This is a genomic window from Dokdonella sp. (assembly GCF_035703485.1).
Taxonomy (GTDB): Bacteria; Pseudomonadota; Gammaproteobacteria; order Xanthomonadales; family Rhodanobacteraceae; genus Dokdonella.
Genome location: NZ_DASSYD010000127.1, coordinates 15,010 through 38,790 on the forward strand (window position 1 = coordinate 15,010; position 23,781 = coordinate 38,790).

Below are 23,781 nucleotides of genomic sequence, written 5' to 3' on the forward strand. Positions count from 1 at the left end.
CTAGCACAGCGCCGGTGGCGCGCAAGTTGTGCAAGTCATGCTTGCGGGTCCATCTGTCCATCCAGATAAAACCAGCGACCGTCCTCGCGGACAAAGCGGCTGCGCTCATGCAGGCGTGATGCGCGTCCGCCACCGACGCGGTAGCGGGCGATGAATTCCACTTCCGCGTGGCGCTCGTCGATGACGCGATGATTGTTCACGCTGAGGCCGAGCCAGATCGTGCGTTGGCCCGGCATTTCTGCGAGATCGAGTGTCGCCGGTCGCGTCGAGGCATGCCAGGTTTCGATCAGGTAGGCGGATAGCCCCAATGCATAGGCGCTGTAGCGCGAGCGCATCAGTGACTCGGCATCGGGAGCCGCTGTTCCGCCGTGCCAGCGCGCACAGCAAGTGGCGTAGCGTCGTTCTTTCGAGCAGGGGCATTGTTCAGGGCAGGGGACTTTCATTCAATGGATTCCGGAGCGGCGCGCTGGCGCGGCTGCATATCGATGGAACGATTTGGCATTTGGACGTCCAGACGTCAATACGCTAGGGTGTTCGATTCCGGCTTTCCTCTTCCCGAGTTCCATGTCGCGCATCCTCGTCTTCCAGCATGTTGCCGCCGAGCCCCTGGGGACTCTGGATCCGTTGATCCGGCGCCGCGGCCATCGCATGCGCTTCGTCAACTTCGAGCGCCAGCCTGACGCGCAGCCCTGCATGGATCGCTACGACGGGCTGATTGTGCTTGGCGGGCCGATGAACGTCGAGGAGCAGGCCACGCGCCGCCATCTGCGTACCGAACTGGGCGTGATCGAGCAGGCGCTGAAGCAGGACAAGCCAATACTCGGCATTTGCCTCGGTGCGCAATTGCTCGCCCATGCGCTCGGTGCGGCGGTGATTCGCAACCGCCAGCCCGAGATTGGCTGGTACGAGCTTGAAGCCAACCCGCTGGGCCGCGTGGATGATCTGGTCAGCGGACTTGGATCGCGCTCACCGGTGTTCCAGTGGCATAGCCGAACCTTTGCGATACCGCACGGCGCAAGTCATCTGGCCCGCACCGAAACCTGCGAAAACCAGGCCTTCCGCTACGGCCGCAATGCCTACGGATTCCAGTTCCATCTGGAAATGGATCAGGCCCTGATCGAGCGCTGGGTCGGCTTGCCGCGCTACCACGCCGAACTGGTCGCCGCCGGAGCAGGTCAGGATGCGGCATCGATCCTGGCGCAGACACGGCAGGCGATGGCAACGATGCGGGCATCCGCGCATACCGTGTTCAGTCGCTTTCTTGATCGGATTGGCCCGGCGCGGCGAGCCCCGGTCGTTTCGATGCGCGAGCTTGCGTTGGCTTGAAGGCCTGACCCAGCGACTCGGGTCGAGTCTGTCGGGCTTTGGCTTTCTTCTCGCAGGGGGGGGGAGGGAAAACAGCGAGCCGCCAGCCGCCAGATTCGAGCTTGCGCCGCCCAGGCTTTCGTCTCGCCCGGCAACGGTTGTCAGATTGTCAGGCCGAGAGCGCGAAGGCCAAGTTGGCCTCAACGCGCGCACGCTCAGTGTCGGGCAGTAGCGGACTGGCCAGCAATTGCCGGCACAGTCTGGCGCTCTCGGCATAGTCGCCGCACCAGTAAGTGGACACGGCCAGCTCATCACGGGCGCGCCAGGCCAGGATGCCGTGATCGACAAAAAGGAGATCGTCGGTGGGCGGCTTCGCCAGCGCGATGGCGGCAAAATCGCGTCCCAGCGCGTAGCGCTTCTGCAGGCGGCAATATCGCGCCAGCTCACACGGCGCTTCGGCTCGACTCGGACGGAATTCATAGGCGTTGAGGTAGGCGACGAGGATATCGGCATCGGCGTGCTCGCAGCGCTCGCTGAGCAAGGCGACCTGGAGCATGGCCTGATAAACCTCTTCGGCCCAGCCGCCCATCGCAACACGTCGGCGGTAGGCTTCCAGTGCGTCGGCGAATTGTCCGGAATCGCGCAGACTCTGGGCCAGATAGAACGCGTAACGTGCATTGTCGGGTTCGTCGCGCAGCGCCTGTCGCAGTATTTCGGCATCGGCAGCGAATTTTTCCGCTTGCGGACGCTGGCTGCGCGCGCCATCGGTGTGCACCTGGATATGCAGACCCGGCAGGAATTCCGCCTCGGCCGCATGGCTCGAGACCAGCGCTTCGTGGAGGACGCCGCGCCAGCGCCAGTCGGCATCCAGGCGTGGCATCGCGATGCGGCGATAGCGGGTATTGCCGAAATGAAATTCGAGCAGGTAGCCCGGGGCATCGAGCTTCGGCCATGAAAAGCCGGCATCGGCAATCAGGATCTCGTCGGCATCAATGACAAGCGCGTAATCACCGTGTTGCGCGGCCAGGTCAAGCGCCTCATTACGATTGTGCGCGAAATCGAGCCATGGCCGCTCAATCAGCTCGCCTGGTAGATCGGCCAATGCGCGCCGAACCAGATCCTGGGTGCCGTCATCAGAGCCGGTATCGGAAATCGCCCAGCAATCGATGAAAGGTCGCAGCGAACGCAGGCAACGTTCGATCACCGTCGCTTCGTTGCGGACGATCATGGAAAGACAGATTCGCATCGGGGCAATGTAGCGCACGATCTCCGGCTATCGAAAGCGTTGGGCGTTACCGGCGCGCGACAGCGAAACGCATTTTGCGCAATTCAAATGGCGCGTCGCCTTCCATTGGGAAAGCGACGCGAATCGCATGCGTTAGTCGATTGTCAGTCCGCCACTGAAATAGCCACTCGGCGAATTGACCAGCGAGAGACCCGAGGCGGTTGCCGATCCGACAAACAGCAGACGTGTTCCGGCGGTTACGGGTATCGAAAGCCCGGTCACGCTGCCGTTGGACACCGTTCCGTTGGCGATCACGCCGGTCAATGACGGCGCAAGGGTAACCGTAGCTCCCGACAACGGGCTGAACGTATTGTCTGGCGTGGCAGAGGCGTACAACTGACCGTTGATCGTAACTGTGCTGCCTACCAGTGCGAGCGGCGTTGAATTACTGAAAAACGCCGATATCGAGGTGATCGTTCCATTCCTCGGGACGCTGAACGCAAAGTTGATGTTGGCGCCACCACTGCCCGTCAAGTCGATGGTTCCACCCGGTGCCGTCGCTGACCCCCAGCTACCGAAACCGATCAGCGCACGGGTTCCAGACACGCCGCCCGCTATCGTCGTGATGGTTACCGGCTGACCAGAAGCAAACGGAATGATGGCGCCGGCACCCGATCCAGCAGGACCAGGAGGACCAGGAGGACCAGCAGGGCCGGCAGGGCCGGCAGGGCCCGCAGCTCCGTCAGCTCCGAGAGGTCCGGGAGGGCCGGGAGGGCCGGGAGGGCCCGCAGCTCCATCAGCTCCGTCAGCTCCGGGAGGCCCGGGAGGACCGGCAACTGTGCTATCTGCTCCAGTCGTTCCGGTCGCTCCAGTGGGTCCTGTAAAGCCGGTTGCTCCGGTGGCCCCGGTTGGCCCGACCGGTCCTGTGGCGCCAGTGACTCCAGTCACACCGGTTGCTCCAGTGGTCCCGGTTGCTCCGGTTGGCCCAATCGGGCCAGTGACACCCGCCACGCCGGTTGCTCCGGTCACGCCGGTAGCACCGGTGGCGCCTGTAGCTCCAGTGACGCCGACTGCACCATCAGCGCCGGTTGCACCGGTCGGTCCGATCGGTCCGGGCGGCCCCGCAGGTCCGGTTGGACCCACCAGGCCGGCATTCGAGCAAGGCCCGAGGACGCCGGTGGCTACTTCGAAACAGATCGGACTGGTATGCGTGGCCGCGGCAGCGAGGTTGGCAATGGTGATGCGGCCAGCGGCATCAATTGCAAACAACGACGACACGCCGTTGTCGACGATGAAGCCACCCCCGGTGGGTGGAGTGACGGTTATGTCCTGAGCCTGGACAGCGGCAATGCTGAGTGTCTGCAGGATGGCGAAAGCAAGTACGGTGTGTCGAATCATGAGGGTGTCCTGTTCAAGCAATGGGGTGCGCGGCGGCGCTCAACGGGTTTGCGTGCGGCGCTTGCGCGCGACCACGAGGATCAGCAGCATGCCGAGCAGCGCAAGCCAGCCTGGTGAAAGCACAGGTAACGGGATGCCTTCGATGAGTGCGGTATTGCCGAACCAGCCGAGGTCGTTGCCGCTGCCGCCCTGATTGGTCTCATCGGGTGCCTGTGGCTGGCCGATCGCATGAATATCGGAGACGCCAACATTGTGAATATTTTGCGCGCCAGTCGGCAGCAGATTCATATAGGCCACCTGGTTGGCCGTCGCGCTGGCCATCTGGATCGCCTGACCCGACAGGCCGAGGATGGTCAGCAGGCCGTCGATGCCTTGCGTACTGCCAACGGCCAGGACATGGGTTTTGCCGCTACTGCTGATGAAGCTGAGGTCATGGAAGAGGGTGTCGCCGTTGACGCCGGCCTGTGCCAGAACACCATCAATGAATCGCACCGTGCTCGCTCCGGCAAGAAAGCTGCCAAAGTTGGACCAGGTTCCAGTCAGTTCGAGCAAGCCATTGCCCGCATCGATGACACCGCCCGGGTTGATCGAGATGGCCCGGGCCATCTCGACCGTACCGGCGCCCAGGGCCAAGCTCCCCGATACAACGAGATCCGTGCCGCCGAGCCCCACGTGGCCGTCAGATAGCTGCACCGTGGCGCCGGCCGGGATCTGCCATCCGGCGGTGGCCGCCGTGGCGGATAGAGCAAGGAAACCGGCCAATAGCCAGACGACAAGAGATGAACGATTGCGGCGAATGCGCGCAATCCGGGTTGGTTGAATCATTCCAGGCCCTCTGTAATGAGTCGCCACCCTAGCCCAGATTATTCTTGAATGACACCCACTTCCGCTTGTCGCTTGAATCCAGGCGATATTTCGCTCATTTCGCGATAGCGCCCACGATCACCTCAATCACGAAAAGCCGTTTGAACCCACAATTTGCGAGGAACAACCGGCTTCGGGCCAATTCGCCGCCAATGAACCCTGCGCGGGCCGCTCAAACGGGGTGCGCGGGAGCGCTCAAATGGAATCCGAGCGAAATTCCCGCAGTTCGTGTAAAATCCGGCGCCGGTCCGGGCCATACCCGGATGCCCGGGCAGACTCCGGTCTGCGTCGAGGCGGAAATATTCGGGCAGTTTCCACGACATCCTCCCGACAGCAGCGCGACGACCGCGCCAATGCTGCCGGGTTCGGTGTCGCGTTTTTCGTGGTCGAAAGACACGATCGATGGCGATCGTGGTTCTGCTCGGCCAATCAATTCATCCAAGTATCAGAGAAAAATCATGGCCAGGCAGAAACCGCTCAAGCTCTACCGCAACATCGGAATCATCGCCCATATCGACGCGGGCAAGACGACGACCACGGAGCGCGTGCTCTATTACACCGGGCGCAAGCACCAGGTGGTAGATACGCATGCGACCAAGGACGGCAAGGGCTCGACCACGACTGATTACATGGAGCAGGAACGCAAGCGCGGCATCACCATCCAGAGCGCGGCGGTTTCGACCGAGTGGAAGGGCCATCAGGTCAACGTCATCGATACCCCCGGACACGTCGATTTCACCATCGAAGTGAATCGTTCGCTGCGCGTGCTTGATGGCGCGGTTGTCGTATTTGACGGCGTTGCCGGTGTTGAGCCGCAGACCGAGACCAACTGGCGCCTGGCCGATCAGTACAACGTGCCGCGCCTGTGCTACGTCAACAAGATGGACCGCATCGGCGCGAGCTTCGCCCATTGCGTCAAGGGTATCCGTGAGCGTCTCGGCGCCAACGCATTGCTGTGCCAGGTTCCGCTCGGCAGCAGTGACGAGTTCATCGGCATTGCCGATCTGGTCGCCAACGTCGGCTACATCTGGGAATCCGACGACAAGGACAGCAAGTGGGAGACGGTGCCGCTGGCCGACCTGCGCGCGCGCCTGAATTTTGCCTCGACCGTCGACAACGACTGGGTCGACCGCTTGCCGCAGCTGCGTCAGGATCTGCTCGAATCCGCCCTCGCCATGGACGACGAAGCTTTCGAGCGTCTGCTCGAGACCGGTGAATATGATGACGAGATGATCAAGAAGTGCATCCGCAAGGGCGCGGTCAGCGGAAAGCTGGTGCCGGTGTTCTGCGGCTCTTCCTATCGCAATCGTGGCGTCCAGCAGCTACTTGATGGTGTCGTCGACTACCTGCCGTATCCGGGTGAGAACGGTGGCATTTCGATGGTCGACATCGACGGCAAGATCATCGGCGAACAGGAAGTCACCGACGATGCACCGGCCCGTGCGCTGGCGTTCAAGGTGATCAATGACCAGTTCGGTACGCTGACCTTCTGCCGCGTCTACTCCGGCGTGATCAAGAAGGGCGACACTCTGCTCAACGTGACCCGCGGCAAGAAAGAGCGCGTCGGCCGCATCGTCGAAGTCCAGGCCAATGCGACCAAGGACATCGAAGAAGTGCGCGCCGGCGACATCTGCGCGTTTGTCTCGATGAAGGACACGGAAACGGGCGATTCGCTGTCCGATCCGTCCTCGCCGGTGCTGCTCGAGCGCATGCGCTTCCCGGATCCGGTCATCAGCGTCTCGGTTGAGCCGAAGAATCGCAATGACATCGACAAGATGTCGAGCGCACTCTACAAGATGGCCAAGGCCGATCCGTCACTGCACATGGAAGTCGACAAGGAAACCGGACAGACCGTGCTCAAGGGCATGGGCGAACTGCATCTGGAAATCACCGTCGATCGCATGCGCACCGAGCTCGGCGTCGAAGCCGTCATGGGCAAGCCCAAGGTCAGCTTCCGCGAGGCCTTTGGTGGGCCGATTGAACTGGTCTTTACGCACAAGAAGCAGTCCGGTGGTTCGGGTCAGTTTGCCGAAGTGAAGATGACCTTCGAGCCGGGTGAGCCGGGTTCGGGCATCGAGTTCGCCGACGAAATCGTCGGTGGTCGCATTCCGCGCGAATACATCCCGGCCGTCGAGCACGCGATTCGCGTCGAGAGCCGCAAGGGTCAGGTTGCCGGCTACGAAGTCGTCGACTTCAAGGCTCGCCTGATTGACGGCAAGTTCCATGACGTCGACTCCTCGGCGTTGGCCTTCGAAATCGCCGGCAAGGGCGCCTTCCGCGAAGCACATCGCGGCAGCCGCCCGAAGTTGCTGGAGCCGATCATGGGCGTCGAAGTGGTCACCGAAGCCGAGTTCCTCGGCGACATCATCGGCGACATCAACCGTCGTCGCGGAACGGTCAGCGAGCAGGGCCAGAAGGGCTTGCAGTCGTTCGTCCAGGGTTTTGTTCCGCTCTCGGAAATGTTCGGCTACATCAACTTCCTGCGTTCCGCCACACGCGGTCGCGGCACCTTCACCATGGAATTCGACAGCTACGCCGAAGTGCCGGCAAGCATGGTCGAGAAGTTGATGGAGAAGGAAGCCAAGTAAGTTTGGTTAGCGGGAGAGCCGTTAGCGGTTAGCGGTAACAGCTGTTTCGCGCGCTTTTCCAGACTGCGGATTCGGATGGGTTTCAAATCCGTTTGACTCCGCCAAAGACAACACCCGCGTCTCGCTTGCGAACGCGGGTGTTACTTTTGCGGAGGCCTGAACATCCCACGAATCAGCTGTAGGAAGCTGCTTCAGCCGCGATGCTCCTGCTCCTGATGCCCATCCTGATCGCGTTGCGGAAAAGAGGCATCGCGGCTGAAGCCGCTTCCTACGAAAAGCGGAAGCCTTCGCAGCGTTGCCTTAATCACTTGCGACACGCTTGATCTTTATGCAGAAGAAGTATGAGAAGCCGAAAGTGACCAAGCGCACGGGCAGTTGATCAGGAATAATGGACCAACTCGATCCCGCTGACTTTCAATGACGCAATCGGACAAGCATCCGCCGCTCGCTGTGGCGCGTCTGCCACGCAACGCCGCGATCGATCTGCTGCGTGGGCTGTCGATCCTGCTCGTGGTCGTGCATCACATCGCCTTGCGCATTCCGCTCAGGGACGGCGGGCTGGAGACCTTGCTGCCACGCAGCCTGCTCAACGCTTTCGTCTACAACGGCTATGAAGCGGTGTTCCTGTTCTTCGTGATTTCGGGTTTCCTGATCACCAGCAATGCGCTGGATCGCTGGGGCAGTCTGGCGACGATCGATGTGCGCGCGTTCTATGTTCGACGAAGTACGCGCATCCTGCCGTGTCTGGTCCTGTTGATGCTCGTCTTGAGTGCTCTGCACCTGTTCGGCGTGCCGTTCCTGACCATCAAGGGCGAAGGCCAATCCCTGTCACGCGCGCTGCTCGCGGTGTTCACCCTGCATCTGAACTGGTACGAGGGCATGACCGGCTATCTGCCGGGCAACTGGGATGTGCTGTGGTCGCTGTCGATCGAAGAAGTCTTCTATCTCGGCTTCCCTTTGCTTTGCCTGTTGCTTAGAAAGCAGTCGGCTCTGTTGCTGCTGCTGGCCTTGCTGGCCCTGTCCTTGCCGATCACGCGTGCGGCCCTGGCCGGCAACGAGATCTGGCAGGAGAAGGCCTATCTGCCTGGAATGGCGGCGATTGCCACGGGCGTGATCGCCGCCTTGCTCGCGCACCAGATGCGCGAGCCCGGCATGCGAACGCGTCGCGCACTGTGCGTGCTCGGTGTCGTCGGCATTGCGTGCAATCTACTGTTCGGTTCGCTGCTGTGGAAGTTGCTTGGCAACGGCCTGATGCTCGTGCTGACCCTTTCCGCCGGAATCCTTCTTGTCGCCCTGCATCGCGAAACTTCGAATGCTCCGCGAGGCACGCACTGGCTGGCGTCGATGGGAAGACTGAGCTACGAGATCTACCTGACCCACATGTTCATCGTGTTTGGCGTGGTTGCGATCTACAGCAAGGTCGACGCCGACCCATGGTTCGGCTTTCTCTGGTACGCGCCGGTTGTCGTGTTGTGCTGGTTGCTCGGCGCAGCGCTCGCCCACGGCTGGTCGATACCTTGCGACCGCGCCTTGCGCGCGCGCTGGCTCCGGCGCTCAAAGGTGCCTGTGGCGACACTGTAAGCATGCGACGGGCGCAGACGATGTACGATCCCTGCACATTCCTGCGGAGACTCGATCATGAACACGAAAGCGGTGAAATATATTCCGGATGGCTATCACACGGTAACCGCCTATCTGACCGTCGATGATGCGGCCAAGGCGATCGATTTCTATGCCGAGGCGTTTGGCGCAGTTGAGCTGTACCGCCTGCCGATGGGTGACATGATCGGTCACGCCGAAGTGAAAATTGGCGATACCCACATCATGTTGTCCGATGAATTCGCCGACATGAACATCAAGGGGCCGAATGCGCGCGGCGGCCCGACCGCAGCGTTCATGATCTATGTCGAAGATGCCGATGCCGCGTTCGCCAGGGCGATCAAGGCCGGCGCAAGGCAGGATCGCGCGGTCGAGACCCAGTTCTGGGGTGACCGCATGGGCTCGGTGATTGATCCGTTCGGCCACAAATGGTCGCTGGCGACCCACGTCGAGGATGTTCCGCCCGAGGAAATGCAGAAGCGCATGGCGGCCTGGAGTGAGTCGCAGGGCGGCTGAAAGCAGTTGCGGCGAATGTCGACCCGGGTAGGGTAATCCTCGACGATGCTTTGCATTCCGGCGCATCGGTGCGAGCATCGCCGACGATGAAGATTCGTACCGTATCCGCGACCCGCTACGTCACTCCGCTGCGCGAGGGTGGCTCATTGCCGGCGATCATCGAAGCCGATGATTCGGGCATGTATGTGCTCAAGTTCCGCGGTGCCGGACAAGGCGCGAAGGCGCTGATTGCCGAACTGATTGCCGGCGAAATTGCCCGCGCGCTCGATCTGCCGATGCCCGAAGTGGTTTTCGTCGAAGTCGACGACGAGCTTGCGCGCACCGAACCGGATCCCGAAATCCAGGACCTGATCCGCGCCAGCAAGGGCCTCAATCTCGCCCTCGACTATCTGCCCGGCGCGGTCACCTTTGATGCGCTGGCGACGCCGCCCGATGCCGAACTCGCCTCGCGCATCGTCTGGCTCGACGCCTATGTCAGCAACGTCGACCGTACCCCGCGCAACGCCAACATGATGACCTGGCATCGCAAGCTCTGGTTGATCGATCATGGCGCCGCGCTGTATTTCCATCACGGCTGGGATAATGTCGGCGAGCGCAGCAGAAAACCGTTCGTGCAGATCAGGGATCACGTTTTGCTGCCGCTGGCCAGCCGTCTCGCCGAAGTGGATGCGCCGCTTGCGGAAAAGATCACGCCAGTGCTGATTGCTGACATCGTCGCGCAGATTCCCGAATCCTGGTTGTCTGCGGAAGCTGCCTTTGCCGATGTCGCCGCGCATCGCCAGGCCTATGCCGACTATCTGCTGCAGCGCATCGAAGCGCCGCGTGCCTTTGTCGAGGAGGCCATCCGTGCCCGCGCCGATCTGGTATGACTACGCGATCGTGCGTGTGGTGCCTCGCCCGGAGCGCGAGGAGTTCATCAACGCCGGGGTGATTCTTTCGAGTGTGCAGGCACGCTTGCTCGAAGCGCGCATCGCGCTCGATGAAAGCCGTTTGCTGGCGCTGGATCCGAAGGCAGATCTCGATCAGATTCGCGCACACCTGGCGACGATTCCGCTGATCTGCGCGGGGGGTCCTGCAGCGGGCGCGCTCGGCCGACTGAGCCAGCGTGAGCGTTTCCACTGGCTGGTCGCGCCACGCAGTGCGGTGATCCAGACGTCGGCCGTGCATGGCGGGCGCTGCGAAGATCCACACGCGGCGCTCGATCATCTTGTGCAGACGATGCTGCGGGTTCGCGCCGAACCGATTGGATTCTGAACGAAGCGCTGCCCAGTCGCATGCCTTGAGACGGTCGCCGGTGTAGGCTGGCCATCCGTTTGCGCCCCTGAATAGCGATGTCGTCAAACTCCGTCCTGGACCTGTTTCATCCGGCTGTCGCGGCCTGGTTCGCGCGCACGTTTGCTGCGCCGACGCCGGCGCAGATCGAGGCCTGGCCAACGATACGCGAAGGTCGACATACGCTGATCGCCGCGCCGACCGGATCAGGCAAGACCCTGGCGGCGTTTCTTGCCGCGATTGACGGCCTGGTGCGCGAGGGCCTCGATTTTGGTTTGGCTGAAGGGACTACGGTGGTCTATGTCTCGCCGCTGAAAGCGCTGTCCAATGACATCGCGATCAATCTCGAAGTACCGCTGGCTGGCATCCGCGCCGAACTCGAAAGCCGCGGCCACATCAATATCGATATCCGCGCCGGAGTGCGCACCGGTGATACGCCGGCCGCCGATCGCCAGCGCATGCTCAAGTCGCCGCCGCACATCCTCGTCACCACGCCGGAATCGCTGTACGTGCTGCTCGGCTCGGAATCGGGTCGGCTGATGCTGGCTGGGACGCGTTCGGTAATCGTCGATGAAATCCACGCGATTGCCGATGACAAGCGCGGCAGCCATCTTTCGCTGACCCTCGAACGCCTCGAAGCGCTGTGCCAGCGTCGCCTGATTCGCATTGGCTTGTCGGCGACGCAGAAGCCAATCGAGGAGGTCGCACGGTTTCTGGTCGGCACCAGTCATGTCGATGCTGATGGCACGCCGGACTGCGCGATCATCGATTCGGGTCATGTGCGCGAGCGCGATCTGGCCATCGAGATGCCGCCGGTGCCGCTGGAAGCGGTGATGTCGAACGAGGTCTGGGAAACGGTCTACAACCGCCTTGCCGAACTCGTCGAAGCGCATCGCACGACCCTGGTTTTCGTCAATACGCGACGCATGGCCGAGCGCGCGGCGCGTCATCTCGGTGAACGCCTCGGCAAGGAACACGTCGCCGCACATCACGGCAGCCTGGCCAAAGAGCTGCGTCTGGATGCCGAGCAACGGCTCAAGCGCGGCGAGCTCAAGGTGCTGATCGCCACCGCTTCACTTGAACTCGGCATCGATATCGGCGATGTCGATCTGGTTTGTCAGCTCGGCTCGCCGCATGCGATCGCGGCTCTGCTGCAGCGTGTCGGTCGCTCCGGTCATGCGGTCGGGGCGACGCCGAAAGGGCGGCTGTTTCCGCAATCGCGTGATGATCTGGTCGAATGCGCGGCCCTGCTCGATTGCATCCGCCGTGGCGAACTCGATGCGCTGAAGATTCCGGTGGCACCGATCGATGTGCTGGCCCAGCAGATCGTCGCCGAAGTCGCTTGTGGCGAATGGGACGAAGGTGCGCTGTATGACTGGCTGCGTCGGGCTTGGCCGTACCGGAATCTCGCGCGCAAGGATTTCGATGCGGTCGTGCGCATGCTTGCCGACGGTTTCACCACGCGACGCGGCGCGCGCTCGGGCTATCTGCATCGCGACGCCGTGCACGGCAAGGTCAAGGGTCGGCGCAATGCACGGCTGACCGCGCTGACCTCGGGTGGCACGATTCCGGATACGGCCGACTATGCGGTGGTGGTTGAACCCGAGGCGATCACGGTTGGCAGCGTGCACGAGGATTTCGCCATCGAGAGCATGGCCGGCGACATCTTCCAGCTCGGCAATACCAGCTATCGCGTGCTGCGCGTCGAACGCAGCAAGTTACGTGTCGAGGATGCCCACGGTCTGCCGCCAAGCATCCCGTTCTGGATCGCCGAAGCGCCAGGCCGCAGCGACGAGTTGTCGATCGGCGTCTCGCGTTTGCGAACGGAGGTGGGGACAAGGTTAGGCGCTGAACCGGCTTTTGTAGGAAACGGCTTTAGCCGTGATGCTCTTTCCACATCCGAAGCAAAAGCATCGCGGCTGAAGCCGCTTCCTACGACGAGCAATGGCAATGGCCGACTGGCGTCTGCACGTGCGTGGCTGATCGATGAGGTCGGCATCAACGCCATCGCCGCCCGGCAACTGGTCGACTATCTGGCCCGCGTGCGCAATGCGCTGGGCCTGCTGCCGACGCGCGAACAGATCGTCATGGAGCGCTTTTTCGACGAGTCGGACGGCACCCAGCTGATCATTCATTCGCCGTTTGGCAGTCGCATCAACAAGGCCTGGGGACTGGCCTTGCGCAAGCGGTTCTGCCGTTCGTTCAATTTCGAGTTGCAGGCGGCGGCGACCGAAGACGCGATCATCCTGTCGCTGTCGACCAGCCACAGCTTTCCACTGATCGAGGTGTCGCGCTATCTGCACTCGGCCAGCGCGCAGGACATCCTGGTCCAGGCCCTGCTCGACGCGCCGGTCTTCGGCGTGCGCTGGCGCTGGGTGGCGACCACTGCGCTGGCCTTGCCGCGTTTCTCTGGCGGCCAGAAGATCGCGCCGCAACTGCAGCGCATGAAATCCGAGGATCTGCTTGCGACGGTGTTTCCGGACCAGGTCGCCTGCCTCGAAAACATCGTCGGCGAGCGCCAGATTCCCGATCATCCGCTGGTCGCGCAAACCCTGCACGACTGCCTGCACGAAGCGATGGATGTCGAAGGCTGGCTCGATGTCCTGCGCGGCCTCGAAAGCGGCGACATCGGCATCGTCGCGCGCGACCTGCCCGAACCTTCGCCGCTGGCTGCAGAAATCCTCGGCGCGCGGCCGTATGCGTTCCTCGATGATGCGCCGCTGGAGGAGCGCCGCACCCAGGCCGTGCAGATGCGCCGCTGGAGCGATCCCGAATCGAGTGACGATCTTGCTGCGCTCGATCTGTCGGCGATCGAAGGCGTGCGTGAGGAAGCCTGGCCTGATCCGCGCGATGCCGACGAGATGCACGAAACCCTGATGGGCATCGGTTTTGTCAGTGCCGACGAAGTGGCCTGCCAACCGCAATGGGCGGACTGGCTGGCGCAGCTCGCCAGGCAGAAGCGCGCAACTCGGCTCTTCGTAGGAAATGGCTTCAGCCATGATGCTTCTGCTTTGAGTGGAACAGGAGCATCGCGGCTGAAGCCGCTTCCTGCAGTGGGCGACGATGCCATTTGGGTGGCCGCCGAGAAACTGCCGCAGATCCGGGCGATCCACCCGGCGGCGACCATGCAACCGGCCATCGAAGCGCCGAGCGAATACGCGGCCATCGAATGGACGCCCGAAGAGGCGGTGATTGACCTGCTGCGTGCGCGCCTGACCGCGCTCGGGCCGACCACGGCGATGGCACTTGCCGATTCGATGAATCTGGCCGTGCCACAAATCGATGCCGCCCTCGTTGCGCTGGAAACCCAGGGCTTCGTCATGCGCGGCCGCTTCACGCCATCCGCAACAACCGAGGAGTGGTGCGAGCGTCATCTGCTCGCGCGCATCCATCGCTACACGCTCAAGCGCCTGCGCCGCGAGATTGAACCGGTCGAGGCGCGCGACTACATGCGTTTTCTTTTCGACTGGCATCGCATCACGCCGGGCGCGCAGGCGCGCGGACCCGATGCGCTGGCCAGCGTTCTCGGCCAGCTGGAAGGTTTCGAGTCGGCGGCCGGCGCCTGGGAAACGGAGTTGCTGCCTTCGCGCATCGCCGACTATTCGATCCACTGGCTCGATGAGCAGTGCCGCAGCGGACGCATTGTCTGGACGCGATTCGCCAGCGCTGCATCGGCCAATCGCGAACGTGCCGCCGGACCCGTGCGCAGCACGCCGATCCTGATCCTGCCGCGGCGCAGTCTGCGCATCTGGGCGCAACTGGCGGCGAATCCGGCACAGGACGAGATCCAGACTTCATCGCGCGCCAAAGCCGTGCTCGAGTACCTGAAGAGCCACGGCGCCGCATTCTTCGACGAAATCGCGCAAGCCACGCGCCTGCTCAAGGTCGAGTTGGAGGAAGCGCTGGGTGAGCTGGTCAGTCGTGGCCTGATCAATGCCGACAGCTACGCCGGCTTGCGCGCCCTGCTCGTGCCGGCAGCGAAACGGACCCAGCACGCGCGGCGCAGTCGACGCGCCAACCTGATGGGCATCGAGGATGCCGGTCGTTGGGCGCTGACCCGCATGCCGATACTTGAGTCGACGCCGGAACATGCACGTGAAGCGGAGAAGGAATCCATCGAGCATGTCGCGCGCACCCTGCTGCGCCGCTACGGTGTCATCTGCTGGCGCCTGCTTGCGCGTGAAGCCTCGTGGCTGCCGCCGTGGCGTGAACTGCTGCGCGTCTATCGACAACTGGAAGCGCGCGGCGAGATTCGTGGCGGACGATTTATCACCGGTCTGTCCGGCGAGCAGTTTGCCCTGGCCGAAGCGATCCCGCTGATGCGCAAGGCGCGCTCGCGAGGACGTGACGGCAGCAAGGTCGTCATCGCCGCCAGTGATCCGTTGAATCTGGTCGGCATCTTGAGCAGCGGCGCGAAGACACCAGCGATCGTCGGCTCACGCATCCTCTACATTGATGGCATCGCGGTCGCTACGCTGATCGGTGGCAAAGCCGCTCGACTCGATGGCAGCAACGAACCCCTTGCTGCTGACTGGCAGCACGCGCTGGTATTCCGTGGCCAGCGTGAAGCCCAGATCACCGATGAGTTCGCAACGCATGAGCACAGCAACGACCACTGAGTTCCTGCTCGCATTTCCGGTGCGAGAAGTGACGTCTACCAATCTTGACGATGAACTCGCGCGTTCGCCGGCCCGCCTCGACATCCTGTTTCTGTGGGGGCGTGATTGCGTGAACTGCGACATCGCCAAGGCATCAATACTGGCTGCCAGTGAGCGATTTCAGTGGCCGGATGTGCGCTGGCTGCATGCCAACGTCTATGCAGATCCCGAAATGGCAACGCGTTTCGGCCTGCACGGCATTCCTGTGTTCTTCGTTTTCCGTCAGGGCAAAAAGCTCGGTCGCATCACCGAGTGGCCCGGTGCCGACGCGTTTGTCGACGCGATCGAACGCTTGCGTGGAGTGGATGATGGGGAGGGCTGAGGTTGCCGAAATTCGGCTTGCCACTTTTCCAGTGCCTGCCTGATGCTTCACAATAGGGGGCTACCCATGCGAAGTGACCGCGTTTCGCGCCAGTCCTCGCCCGCCCTTGAACTCAGGAGGCCTCATGATCACAGCTGATGAAGCGCTGGAGCGACTACGCGCCGGCAACCAACAATTTGTCGCCGAACTCGGCGGAAACAATGGAGATACCAGTGAATCGCGACGGCGCGAACTGGTCGAAGGACAGGAGCCGGTTGCCATCATTCTCGGCTGTTCGGACTCACGTGTGCCGGCCGAGATTGTCTTCAACCAGGGCCTTGGCGACCTGTTCGTGATTCGTGTTGCCGGCAATGTCGTCGCGCCCTCGCAAATTGACAGCATCGAATTCTCCGCGGCGCGGCATGGCACGCGTCTGGTTGTGGTACTTGGCCACTCGGGATGCGGCGCGATTCTCGCGACGATCGAGGAGCTGGGTCGCAAGCCGGAAGATCAGTCGCGCAAATTGCGCTCGATTGTCGATCGCGTGCGACCGTCGGTCGAAGCGTTGATGGAAACCGAGATTGCCAAGAATCCCGAGGAGCTGATTCGCCGCTCGGTGCGCAACAACATCCGCATGTCGGTCAATCAGCTGCGCCGTGGCTCGCAAGTGCTTGAGTACCTGATCGAAGAAAAGGGCCTGCGTATCGTTGGTGCCGAATATTCGCTGGAAACAGGCGTGGTCGAGTTTTTCGATTATTAGCCTGCGGATCGGGTTTGCCAGCAACGCTTCAGATAGGGTAAACACGGTGCGTGGACAATGTCAGGATTGACCCGCAGCGGGGAGCCGCATGCTTGAGCCCGAAACCGTTTCAGTATCGAATCCGGATCAATCCGACGGAGTTGACTCGACGCTTGGCGACTTCCATTCCAGGGTGCGCCAGGCGAGTCTTGATCTGATCGACGGCCTCGCGGTTGAGGACACCGTGGCGCAATCGATGCCGGACACCAGTCCGAGCAAGTGGCACCTCGCCCATACGACCTGGTTCTTCGAGCAGTTCGTGCTCGGTCGTGATCCCGCCTATCGCCCGTTCAATACCGACTGGTTGTACCTGTTCAACTCCTACTACCAGTCGGTCGGGCCGATGCATGCGCGTCCGCAACGTGGTTTGCTGACGCGGCCGACGCTGGCCGAAGTGCTGGCCTATCGCGCCTGCGTGGATGAATGCATGGGGAGGCTGTTCGAGCACGGTGTCGATGCCGAACTGGCATCGCTGGTGATTCTCGGTCTGAACCATGAGCAGCAGCATCAGGAACTGCTGCTCACCGACATCAAGCATCTGTTTTCGCTGAATCCGCTGCAACCGGCGTACCGCGAGCGTCAGCCGGCCGAGGAATCCAGCGCGACGCCACTCGAATTCATCAATGGCCGGGAAGGGATCATCGAGATCGGCCCGGTCGGCGACGGCTTCGCCTTTGATTGTGAAACGCCGCGGCACCGCACGTTGCTGCATGGTCACGCGCTGGCCAGCCGTCCGGTCAGCAATGCCGAGTACGCCGAGTTCATTCGCGAAGGCGGCTATCGCAGCCCGACGCTGTGGATGAGCGAAGGCTGGAAGACGGTTTGCGAGCAGGCCTGGGCCCATCCGCTGTACTGGTCCGACACTCTCGAAACCGAGTTCACCCTTGCCGGCGTCAAGCCGATTGATCCCCATGCGCCGGTAAGTCACGTCAGCTTCTTCGAAGCTGATGCTTTCGCGCGTTGGGCTGGCATGCGACTGCCGACCGAGGCCGAATGGGAGTCGGCCGCGCAGGGCCTCGATGCCGCGAAAGGAAACTTCATCGACAGTGGTCTGTTGCATCCGTTGGCGGCATCTGCTGGCTCGGGTCTGCAGCAGATGTTCGGCGATGTCTGGGAATGGACCGGCAGTCCGTATGTCAGCTATCCCGGTTATCGTGCGCCTGGCGGTGCGCTTGGCGAGTACAACGGCAAGTTCATGTGCGGTCAGTATGTGTTGCGTGGCGGCTCCTGCGTGACTCCGCGTGGACATGTTCGCGCCAGCTACCGAAATTTCTTCACCCCGGCCGATCGCTGGCAATTCATGGGGCTCCGACTCGGAAAGGATCGATGATTCCCACTTGCGCCGCGCAAACGCCAGCAGATGCCACCAGCGATGATGACTTCTCCAGCGATGTCCTCAAGGGCATGGCGCGGACGCCGAAGCGAGTTCCCTCAAAATACTTTTACGATGCACGCGGTTCGCAACTGTTCGAGCAGATCTGCGAGCAGCCCGAGTATTACCTGACCCGCACCGAGCTTGGGATTCTTGAGAGCAACGTGGCGGATATCGCGGCCGCGCTTGGACCGCATGCGCTGCTGGTCGAATATGGCAGTGGTTCCGGCATCAAGACGCGCCTGCTTCTCGACGCGCTGGACGAGCCGGTCGGCTACGTACCGGTGGAGATTTCCCCCAGCGCGCTCGATGCGAGCGTCGAAAATCTGGCCGAAGAATTCCCGGACATCGACATGTTGCCGGTGACCGCGGATTTCACCCAGCCGGTCGATTTGCCCAGCCCCGATGAGACCGCTCGCCGGACCGTGGTGTTCTTTCCGGGCTCGACACTCGGCAATTTCGAGCAGGCTGAGGCGATCAGCTTGTTGCGCACGATGTGCATCGAGATGGGACGCAATGGCGCGGCAATCGTCGGAATTGACCTGAAGAAGGACAACGCCATCCTCGAAGCGGCCTACAACGATGCCGCCGGTGTCACCCGCGACTTCACGCTCAATCTGCTGACCCGGATCAATCGTGAACTCGATGCCGATTTTGATCTCGGCCAGTTCGACCACCGCGCTCACTACAACGCGCTTGCCGGGCGCATCGAGACGCATATCGTCAGCCGCAAGGATCAGACCGTGCGGATTGGTGAATGCAAGGTCGACTTCGCGCGGGATGAAGCGATGCTGGTCGAATACAGTTGCAAGTATTCGCAGGAGGATTTCGCTGCGATGGCAGCCAAGGCCGGTTTGCGTGTGGTGCGCACGTGGATGGATTCGAACCACTGGTTTGCCGTGCAGATGCTTGAGCGCGCCTGAGCGTTTCGTCATGCCGGTACTGCAGCTCGATCACTTCCGCCTCCACTATCGCGATCTGGGTCAGGGCGAGCCGTTGCTCCTGATCCATGGGCTGGGCTCAAGCGGTGCGGATTGGGCATTCCAGATCGAATCGCTGAGCCGGCATTTTCGCCTGATCATTCCCGATTTGCGTGGCTCGGGACTCAGCGATGCACCGGGAGGACCTTACTCGATAGCGCAATTTGCATTGGATCTCTGGGCTTTGCTCGATCAGCTCGGCATCGATCGAATCCAGGTCATGGGATTTTCCCTTGGCGGCGCGGTGGCGACCGAAATGGCTTTGCAAAGACCCGATGTGATTGCACGCCTGATGACGATCAATTCCCTGCCGAGCTATCGGCTGGACAGCTGGCGCAAGCGCATGGAACTGATCAGCCAGATCATCCTGGTGCGCGGGGTCGGCATGCGTCGCCTGGCCAGAATCGCCGCCAAGCGCATGTTCCGGGAACCGCACCAGGAGCCGATGCGCCGTCGTGTCGTCGAAGTCGTCGGCGCCACATCGCGCAAACCGTATCTGCAATCAGTCAGAGCCCTGGCCCAGTGGTGCGCGCTCGATCGGATGTCTGCCATCCGCAGTGAGTGGCTGATGCTGGCTGGCGAACATGATTACACCCCGCTGCCCGAGAAGCGCGCCTACGCCGAACGTTTTGGCGCACGATTCGCCGTGATCAGTGGCTCGCGCCATGGCACCCCATTCGACGCCATCGAGGCTTGCAACAAGGTGGCCCTGGCTTTCTTTCTTGGCCAGCCCTTGCCCGATGCCGAGTCATTGATCATTGATGGGCCGGAGCGCGCGCCGCGGGCGGCACCGCCTTGTTTCTGAGTTTGCCCGCAACCACGTACAGTGTCCGCCTGTGCCGAATATGGGTAGATCCAGCATGTCCAAAGCGTTGCCACGCCTGCTGATAGTTGAAGACGACCCGACCATTGCCGGGAATCTGTTCGCTTTCTTCGAGTCGCGCGGGTTTTCCGTCGATGCGGCCTACGATGGCCACAACGCCTTGCATCGATTGACCGTTGACGCCTTCGAGGCAGTCATTCTGGATGTCGGGCTGCCATCGGTGGATGGTCTCACCGTGTTGCATCGCATGCGCAATGAGCTGGGCCTGGATGTACCGGTGTTGCTGCTGACGGCGCGTGACGAGATCGGTGACAAGCTCGCAGGTTTCGCCCGGGGTGCCGACGACTACGTGACCAAACCGTTTGTTCTGGTCGAAGTTGAGGCGCGCGTGCGCGCCCTGATCGCACGCGCCAGCGGACGTGTCAGTGCGCCGCTGAAGCGATGCGGACCACTCAGTCTGGATCCACGGCGGCATGAATTGCAGGTCGATGGTGTGGCGGTAAAATTGACTCCGAAGGGCTGGAGCATTCTTGATGTATTGATGCGCGATCCGGGTCGGGTCGTGCCTCGCGGCGAACTTGAACGCGCCCTGTGGGGTGACGATCCACCGGAGACGGATGCCTTGCGCAGTCAGGTTCATCTCTTGCGAAAGGCGCTTGCAGAAGCCGGGTTCGATGGCATTGAGACCATCCATGGCATTGGATTTCGGTTGATCGTGGCCGCGGATTCACAATGAGCAATACGCTGACCTGGCGTGTCACCTGGGCGATGACCGCAACCGTTGCATTGTTTGTCGGCCTGATGGCAGCGCTGGCGTTCACGATCATGTACCAGCAGGAGGACGAGCTTGCCGACCAGCTTGTGCAGATCGAGATGCGCCGTCTCATCGAGCGCCTTGATCTCGGCGAAATTGATGCGACACACCAGCCGATCGAAATCGGCCCGCGCACCGAAGCCTGGATCGCCGATGGCTTTCACGACAAGGCGATGCCGGCTGCCCTGCGTGGATTGTCGGGCGGTCCGCACGAGCTGGAACTCGCTGATCGCGTGTTGCATGCCACTGTCGCCGAATCGCCTGTCGGACATTTGACTGTTGTCTTCGACGCAACCCCCAACGAAGCACGGGTCAGCCAGTTTGGCTTGATCATGCTCGTTCTATGGAGCGCTTGCGTCATCGCGGGGTACTGGTTGGCGCGGGCAACGGCCGCAATCGTCGTCGGACGCATGCACGCGATTACCGAACGGATCGCAAGCTGGGATCCTGGGACCTCCCACACTGACGAACGACGTGCGACCAGCAGCGACGAGGCCGGTCGCTTGCTTGAAGCCTTCAATCGCATGCAGGATCGGGTCGATCGCTCGATCGCCCGCGAGCGTGAGTTCGCCGCCAATCTCAGCCACGAGGTGCGCACGCCCCTTGCTGCACTGCGCACCGATATCGAAATGGCTGGCCTCGATACGCAATCGACGACGGATCAACGCCAGCGCTACGCGCGCATGGCGCAAATGGTCGATGAGGTCAGTGCGACAATCCAGGCAGCGCGTGCGATGAGCAGTCCGCATGCAGCGTCGAATCGGCAGCACTTTGATCTGCACGAATTGATCGATGATGTCTGTTCGACGCTAGGCGTCCGCGCCGAGTCAGCCGGCCTGCAGATGCGCAATGAAGTGCCGCACGCCAGTTCCCTGCGCGCCGAGCGCTATGCGCTGCTGATCGTGTTGCGCAACCTCATCGGCAATGCCATCGATCATGCCGCGCCGGCGACCTTGAGCATTCGACGGGTCGATCAAGGCCTTTTGATTGCCGATGATGGTCCGGGTATCGACCAGGACGACCTGCCGTTCGTGTTCGAACGCTACCAGCATGGCCGCCTGCTCGATCAGGCCGAACCCGGGCAGATGCCGGCGCTGGATCACGGTCTCGGTCTGGCCATCGCCCGGCGCGTTTGCGAGCAGCAGGGATGGCTGATCAGCGTTTCGTCGGAAACCGAGGGCGAACAGCGTGGAACCCGCTTTCACATCGCCTTCGACGAAAATTCGACATGATCAGCACAGGACTTCGACATCACGCCGCCTAGGCTTGCGCACTTGCATGCAGCCCGGGAGTTGTTGGTCGAATGTCAGATGCACTTGTTTCAGATGTTTCGTCAGCCGAGACACGACCGCGCTGGGGTCAGTATCGGCACCTGTTGCTGTTGTGGCTGATCTTCCTTGCCACCTCGTTGATCACGCGCATCGTGCTCGCCGCAATCAGCGTGCATGTCGGGCAGATGTCGCTGATCGAATTGCCTTATGCATTTGGCGCCGGCCTGCTCCTCGATGCGCTGGCTGGTCTGTACCTGTGTCTGCCCTTCGCCTTGTGGATCTGGCTGATGCCGGCGCGCTGGTATTCCTCGCGTATTGGCCGCGTCATCATCCATCTCGTTTTCGCCGTCGCCGTCTTCGGCTTTCTCTACCTGATTGCCGCCGAGTATTTCTTTTTCGAGGAATTCAACTCGCGCTTCAACTATACGGCTGTCGAGTACCTGATCTATCCGACCGAAGTCATCGGCAACATCCGCGACTCCTATCCGGTCGACACGGTACTTTCGCTGTGTGCGCTGGGTGCCTTGTTGATCACTTTCCTGCTGCGCGGACCGATCAGCGATGGCTTCGTCAGGACGATCCGCTTCGGTCGACGCAGCCTGATCATGCTCGTCCTGGTGCTGGCCACCGTGGTTTCGGTATGGGCGATCAGTCTCGAATCCGTGCACTCGCTATCATCGAATCGGGTTGCCGACGAGGTCGCTTCGAACGGTGTGTATTCGTTCTTCAGCGCCTTTCGCAATGCGCGTATCGATTACGAGCGCTACTACATCACCTTGCCCGAGAAAGAGGCGATCGCCCGCGTGCGCAAGTTGATTGGACAATCGAATACGCGCTGGCTGGCGGCGCCTGACGCACCCGGCAATCCGCTCGCCCGCCACGTCGACAACTCCGATCTCGGCCCGCCGCGCAAGTTGAACGTGATCTTCCTGTTCGAGGAGTCGATGGGTGCGGAATTCGTCGGCAGCCTCGGCGGCAAGGGTTACACCCCGAACATCGATCGCATTGCCGCGCAGAGCCTCAGCTTCACCCACTTGTACGCCAGTGGTACGCGGACTGTGCGCGGCATGGAGGCGTTGACGACCTCGCTGGCGCCGGTGCCGCCGGAGTCGGTGATCAAGCGCACCGGCAACAAGAACCTGTTCAACCTCTCGACCATCATGCGCAAGCAGGGCTATTCGCCAAGTTTCATCTACGGTGGCTATGGCACCTTCGATGACATGAACGCCTACTACCGGGCGAATGGTTGGCGCGTACTTGATCGCACCGACATGCCATCACCCAAGTTCGCGACCATCTGGGGCATTTCCGATGAGGAATTGTTTGACAACGCACTCGCTGATTTCGACAAGCAGATCGCGCGCGGCGAACCGATTTTCTCGCTGGTCATGAGCACCTCGAACCATCGGCCCTACCTGTTTCCCGAGGGTATCCCCGGTGTGAAGCCCAAAGGTGGCGGGCGAGAAGCCGGTGTGCGTTACGCCGACTACGCGATCGGCAAGTTCTTCGACCAACTGCAGAAAAAGCCCTGGTACAAGGACACCGTTCTGGTGATCGCGGGTGATCATGGCGCACGGGTTTACGGTCGCGCCAAGATCCCTGTCTCGAACTACACGATTCCATTCATCGTGCACGCGCCGGCGATCATCGCCCCGCAGCGCGTCGATACGCTTTCAAGCCAGGTAGACATCGGCCCGACCGTGCTCGGCCTGTTGCGCCTGAATTACGAATCCTGGTTGCCGGGCCGCGACATCCTGCGCATGGGTCCTGACGATGGCTATGCCATCTTCAATCACGACCGTGACATTGCGATGATGCGCCACGGCGAGCTCGCGACTTTGGGCTTCCGCAAGACCGTCACCACCGAACGTTATGATTTGCAACGTGATGAATTGACCCCGGCGCCGGCCAACGTGGAACTCGAACGCGATACCGAGGCCCTGTTCCAACTCTCCTGGGAAATGTTTGCCGATGGTCGCCAGCGCGAGAAGTGATC

General features: G+C 61.8%; 19 protein-coding genes. 15 read left to right on the plus strand and 4 right to left on the minus strand.

The annotated features are described in order from the left end of the window. Positions 1-35: 35 nt before the first annotated feature. Positions 36-443, minus strand: coding sequence for a YchJ family protein (locus VFN25_RS09645; protein WP_325141279.1), 408 nt, complete (start codon positions 441-443; stop codon positions 36-38). Between the two features lie 121 nt (positions 444-564). Here VFN25_RS09645 and VFN25_RS09650 point away from each other — a divergent pair, with 121 nt between their 5' ends. After that, the gene (locus VFN25_RS09650; RefSeq protein WP_325141281.1) at positions 565-1,326 is read left to right on the plus strand and encodes a type 1 glutamine amidotransferase; all 762 of its coding nucleotides are present in this window, start codon (positions 565-567) and stop codon (positions 1,324-1,326) included. 148 nt (positions 1,327-1,474) lie between these two features. Here the strand turns inward: VFN25_RS09650 and VFN25_RS09655 are convergent, their stop codons facing one another. The 3 genes from VFN25_RS09655 to VFN25_RS09665 form a co-directional block, all read right to left on the minus strand. Further along, the gene (locus tag VFN25_RS09655) at positions 1,475-2,569 is read right to left on the minus strand and encodes a glycosyltransferase (protein ID WP_325141283.1); all 1,095 of its coding nucleotides are present in this window, start codon (positions 2,567-2,569) and stop codon (positions 1,475-1,477) included. A gap of 114 nt (positions 2,570-2,683) precedes the next feature. After that, positions 2,684-3,928, minus strand: coding sequence for an exosporium glycoprotein BclB-related protein (locus VFN25_RS09660; protein ID WP_325141285.1), 1,245 nt, complete (start codon positions 3,926-3,928; stop codon positions 2,684-2,686). A 39-nt stretch (positions 3,929-3,967) separates the two neighbouring features. After that, positions 3,968-4,753, minus strand: a complete 786-nt coding sequence (locus tag VFN25_RS09665) for a hypothetical protein (protein WP_325141287.1) — start codon at positions 4,751-4,753, stop codon at positions 3,968-3,970. A 497-nt stretch (positions 4,754-5,250) separates the two neighbouring features. Here VFN25_RS09665 and fusA point away from each other — a divergent pair, with 497 nt between their 5' ends. From fusA to VFN25_RS09735, 14 genes are all read left to right on the plus strand, one after another. Continuing rightward, positions 5,251-7,380, plus strand: a complete 2,130-nt coding sequence (gene fusA, locus VFN25_RS09670; protein WP_325141340.1) for an elongation factor G — start codon at positions 5,251-5,253, stop codon at positions 7,378-7,380. 417 nt (positions 7,381-7,797) lie between these two features. Next, positions 7,798-8,961: an acyltransferase gene (locus tag VFN25_RS09675; protein WP_325141289.1), complete on the plus strand. Its 1,164-nt coding sequence runs from the start codon at positions 7,798-7,800 to the stop codon at positions 8,959-8,961. Between the two features lie 57 nt (positions 8,962-9,018). Then, positions 9,019-9,495, plus strand: a complete 477-nt coding sequence (locus tag VFN25_RS09680) for a VOC family protein (protein WP_325141291.1) — start codon at positions 9,019-9,021, stop codon at positions 9,493-9,495. A gap of 92 nt (positions 9,496-9,587) precedes the next feature. After that, a complete protein-coding gene (locus VFN25_RS09685; RefSeq protein ID WP_325141341.1) occupies positions 9,588-10,364 on the plus strand; it encodes a HipA family kinase in 777 nt (258 codons plus the stop codon). Then, positions 10,342-10,749 (plus strand): DUF3037 domain-containing protein, encoded by a 408-nt coding sequence (locus VFN25_RS09690; protein ID WP_325141293.1) that lies wholly within the window; start codon positions 10,342-10,344, stop codon positions 10,747-10,749. The genes VFN25_RS09685 and VFN25_RS09690 overlap by 23 nt, the downstream gene beginning before the upstream one ends. A gap of 77 nt (positions 10,750-10,826) precedes the next feature. Further along, on the plus strand, positions 10,827-15,386 hold the full coding sequence (locus VFN25_RS09695; RefSeq protein ID WP_325141294.1) for a DEAD/DEAH box helicase: 4,560 nt from the start codon (positions 10,827-10,829) through the stop codon (positions 15,384-15,386). Continuing rightward, on the plus strand, positions 15,364-15,747 hold the full coding sequence (locus tag VFN25_RS09700; protein WP_325141296.1) for a thioredoxin family protein: 384 nt from the start codon (positions 15,364-15,366) through the stop codon (positions 15,745-15,747). The genes VFN25_RS09695 and VFN25_RS09700 overlap by 23 nt, the downstream gene beginning before the upstream one ends. Before the next feature lie 124 nt (positions 15,748-15,871). Next, entirely contained in the window at positions 15,872-16,486 is a 615-nt protein-coding gene (locus VFN25_RS09705; protein WP_325141298.1) for a carbonic anhydrase, read from the plus strand. 88 nt (positions 16,487-16,574) lie between these two features. Then, positions 16,575-17,855 (plus strand): ergothioneine biosynthesis protein EgtB, encoded by a 1,281-nt coding sequence (gene egtB, locus VFN25_RS09710; protein ID WP_325141300.1) that lies wholly within the window; start codon positions 16,575-16,577, stop codon positions 17,853-17,855. Beyond that, positions 17,852-18,820, plus strand: a complete 969-nt coding sequence (gene egtD / locus VFN25_RS09715) for an L-histidine N(alpha)-methyltransferase (protein ID WP_325141302.1) — start codon at positions 17,852-17,854, stop codon at positions 18,818-18,820. Before egtB ends, egtD begins: the two co-directional genes overlap by 4 nt. A gap of 10 nt (positions 18,821-18,830) precedes the next feature. Next, positions 18,831-19,682, plus strand: a complete 852-nt coding sequence (locus VFN25_RS09720; RefSeq protein ID WP_325141304.1) for an alpha/beta hydrolase — start codon at positions 18,831-18,833, stop codon at positions 19,680-19,682. A 55-nt stretch (positions 19,683-19,737) separates the two neighbouring features. Further along, positions 19,738-20,436, plus strand: coding sequence for a response regulator transcription factor (locus VFN25_RS09725; protein ID WP_325141306.1), 699 nt, complete (start codon positions 19,738-19,740; stop codon positions 20,434-20,436). Continuing rightward, complete coding sequence (locus VFN25_RS09730) at positions 20,433-21,746, plus strand: HAMP domain-containing sensor histidine kinase (RefSeq protein ID WP_325141308.1); 1,314 nt, start codon at positions 20,433-20,435, stop codon at positions 21,744-21,746. Before VFN25_RS09725 ends, VFN25_RS09730 begins: the two co-directional genes overlap by 4 nt. A gap of 71 nt (positions 21,747-21,817) precedes the next feature. After that, positions 21,818-23,779: an LTA synthase family protein gene (locus tag VFN25_RS09735; RefSeq protein ID WP_325141310.1), complete on the plus strand. Its 1,962-nt coding sequence runs from the start codon at positions 21,818-21,820 to the stop codon at positions 23,777-23,779. Positions 23,780-23,781: the final 2 nt, after the last annotated feature.

What these genes read in the sequence shown, in the direction of transcription:
- VFN25_RS09650 (WP_325141281.1), top strand. Translation starts at nt 565, where the DNA reads ATGTCGCGCATCCTCGTCTTCCAGCATGTTGCCGCCGAGCCCCTGGGG.
- VFN25_RS09705 (WP_325141298.1), top strand. Translation starts at nt 15,872, where the DNA reads ATGATCACAGCTGATGAAGCGCTGGAGCGACTACGCGCCGGCAACCAA.
- VFN25_RS09660 (WP_325141285.1), bottom strand. Translation starts at nt 3,928, where the DNA reads ATGATTCGACACACCGTACTTGCTTTCGCCATCCTGCAGACACTCAGC.
- VFN25_RS09680 (WP_325141291.1), top strand. Translation starts at nt 9,019, where the DNA reads ATGAACACGAAAGCGGTGAAATATATTCCGGATGGCTATCACACGGTA.
- VFN25_RS09675 (WP_325141289.1), top strand. Translation starts at nt 7,798, where the DNA reads ATGACGCAATCGGACAAGCATCCGCCGCTCGCTGTGGCGCGTCTGCCA.
- VFN25_RS09730 (WP_325141308.1), top strand. Translation starts at nt 20,433, where the DNA reads ATGAGCAATACGCTGACCTGGCGTGTCACCTGGGCGATGACCGCAACC.
- VFN25_RS09735 (WP_325141310.1), top strand. Translation starts at nt 21,818, where the DNA reads ATGTCAGATGCACTTGTTTCAGATGTTTCGTCAGCCGAGACACGACCG.
- VFN25_RS09645 (WP_325141279.1), bottom strand. Translation starts at nt 443, where the DNA reads ATGAAAGTCCCCTGCCCTGAACAATGCCCCTGCTCGAAAGAACGACGC.
- VFN25_RS09725 (WP_325141306.1), top strand. Translation starts at nt 19,738, where the DNA reads ATGTCCAAAGCGTTGCCACGCCTGCTGATAGTTGAAGACGACCCGACC.
- VFN25_RS09720 (WP_325141304.1), top strand. Translation starts at nt 18,831, where the DNA reads ATGCCGGTACTGCAGCTCGATCACTTCCGCCTCCACTATCGCGATCTG.
- fusA (WP_325141340.1), top strand. Translation starts at nt 5,251, where the DNA reads ATGGCCAGGCAGAAACCGCTCAAGCTCTACCGCAACATCGGAATCATC.
- egtD (WP_325141302.1), top strand. Translation starts at nt 17,852, where the DNA reads ATGATTCCCACTTGCGCCGCGCAAACGCCAGCAGATGCCACCAGCGAT.
- VFN25_RS09665 (WP_325141287.1), bottom strand. Translation starts at nt 4,753, where the DNA reads ATGATTCAACCAACCCGGATTGCGCGCATTCGCCGCAATCGTTCATCT.
- VFN25_RS09695 (WP_325141294.1), top strand. Translation starts at nt 10,827, where the DNA reads ATGTCGTCAAACTCCGTCCTGGACCTGTTTCATCCGGCTGTCGCGGCC.
- egtB (WP_325141300.1), top strand. Translation starts at nt 16,575, where the DNA reads ATGCTTGAGCCCGAAACCGTTTCAGTATCGAATCCGGATCAATCCGAC.
- VFN25_RS09700 (WP_325141296.1), top strand. Translation starts at nt 15,364, where the DNA reads ATGAGCACAGCAACGACCACTGAGTTCCTGCTCGCATTTCCGGTGCGA.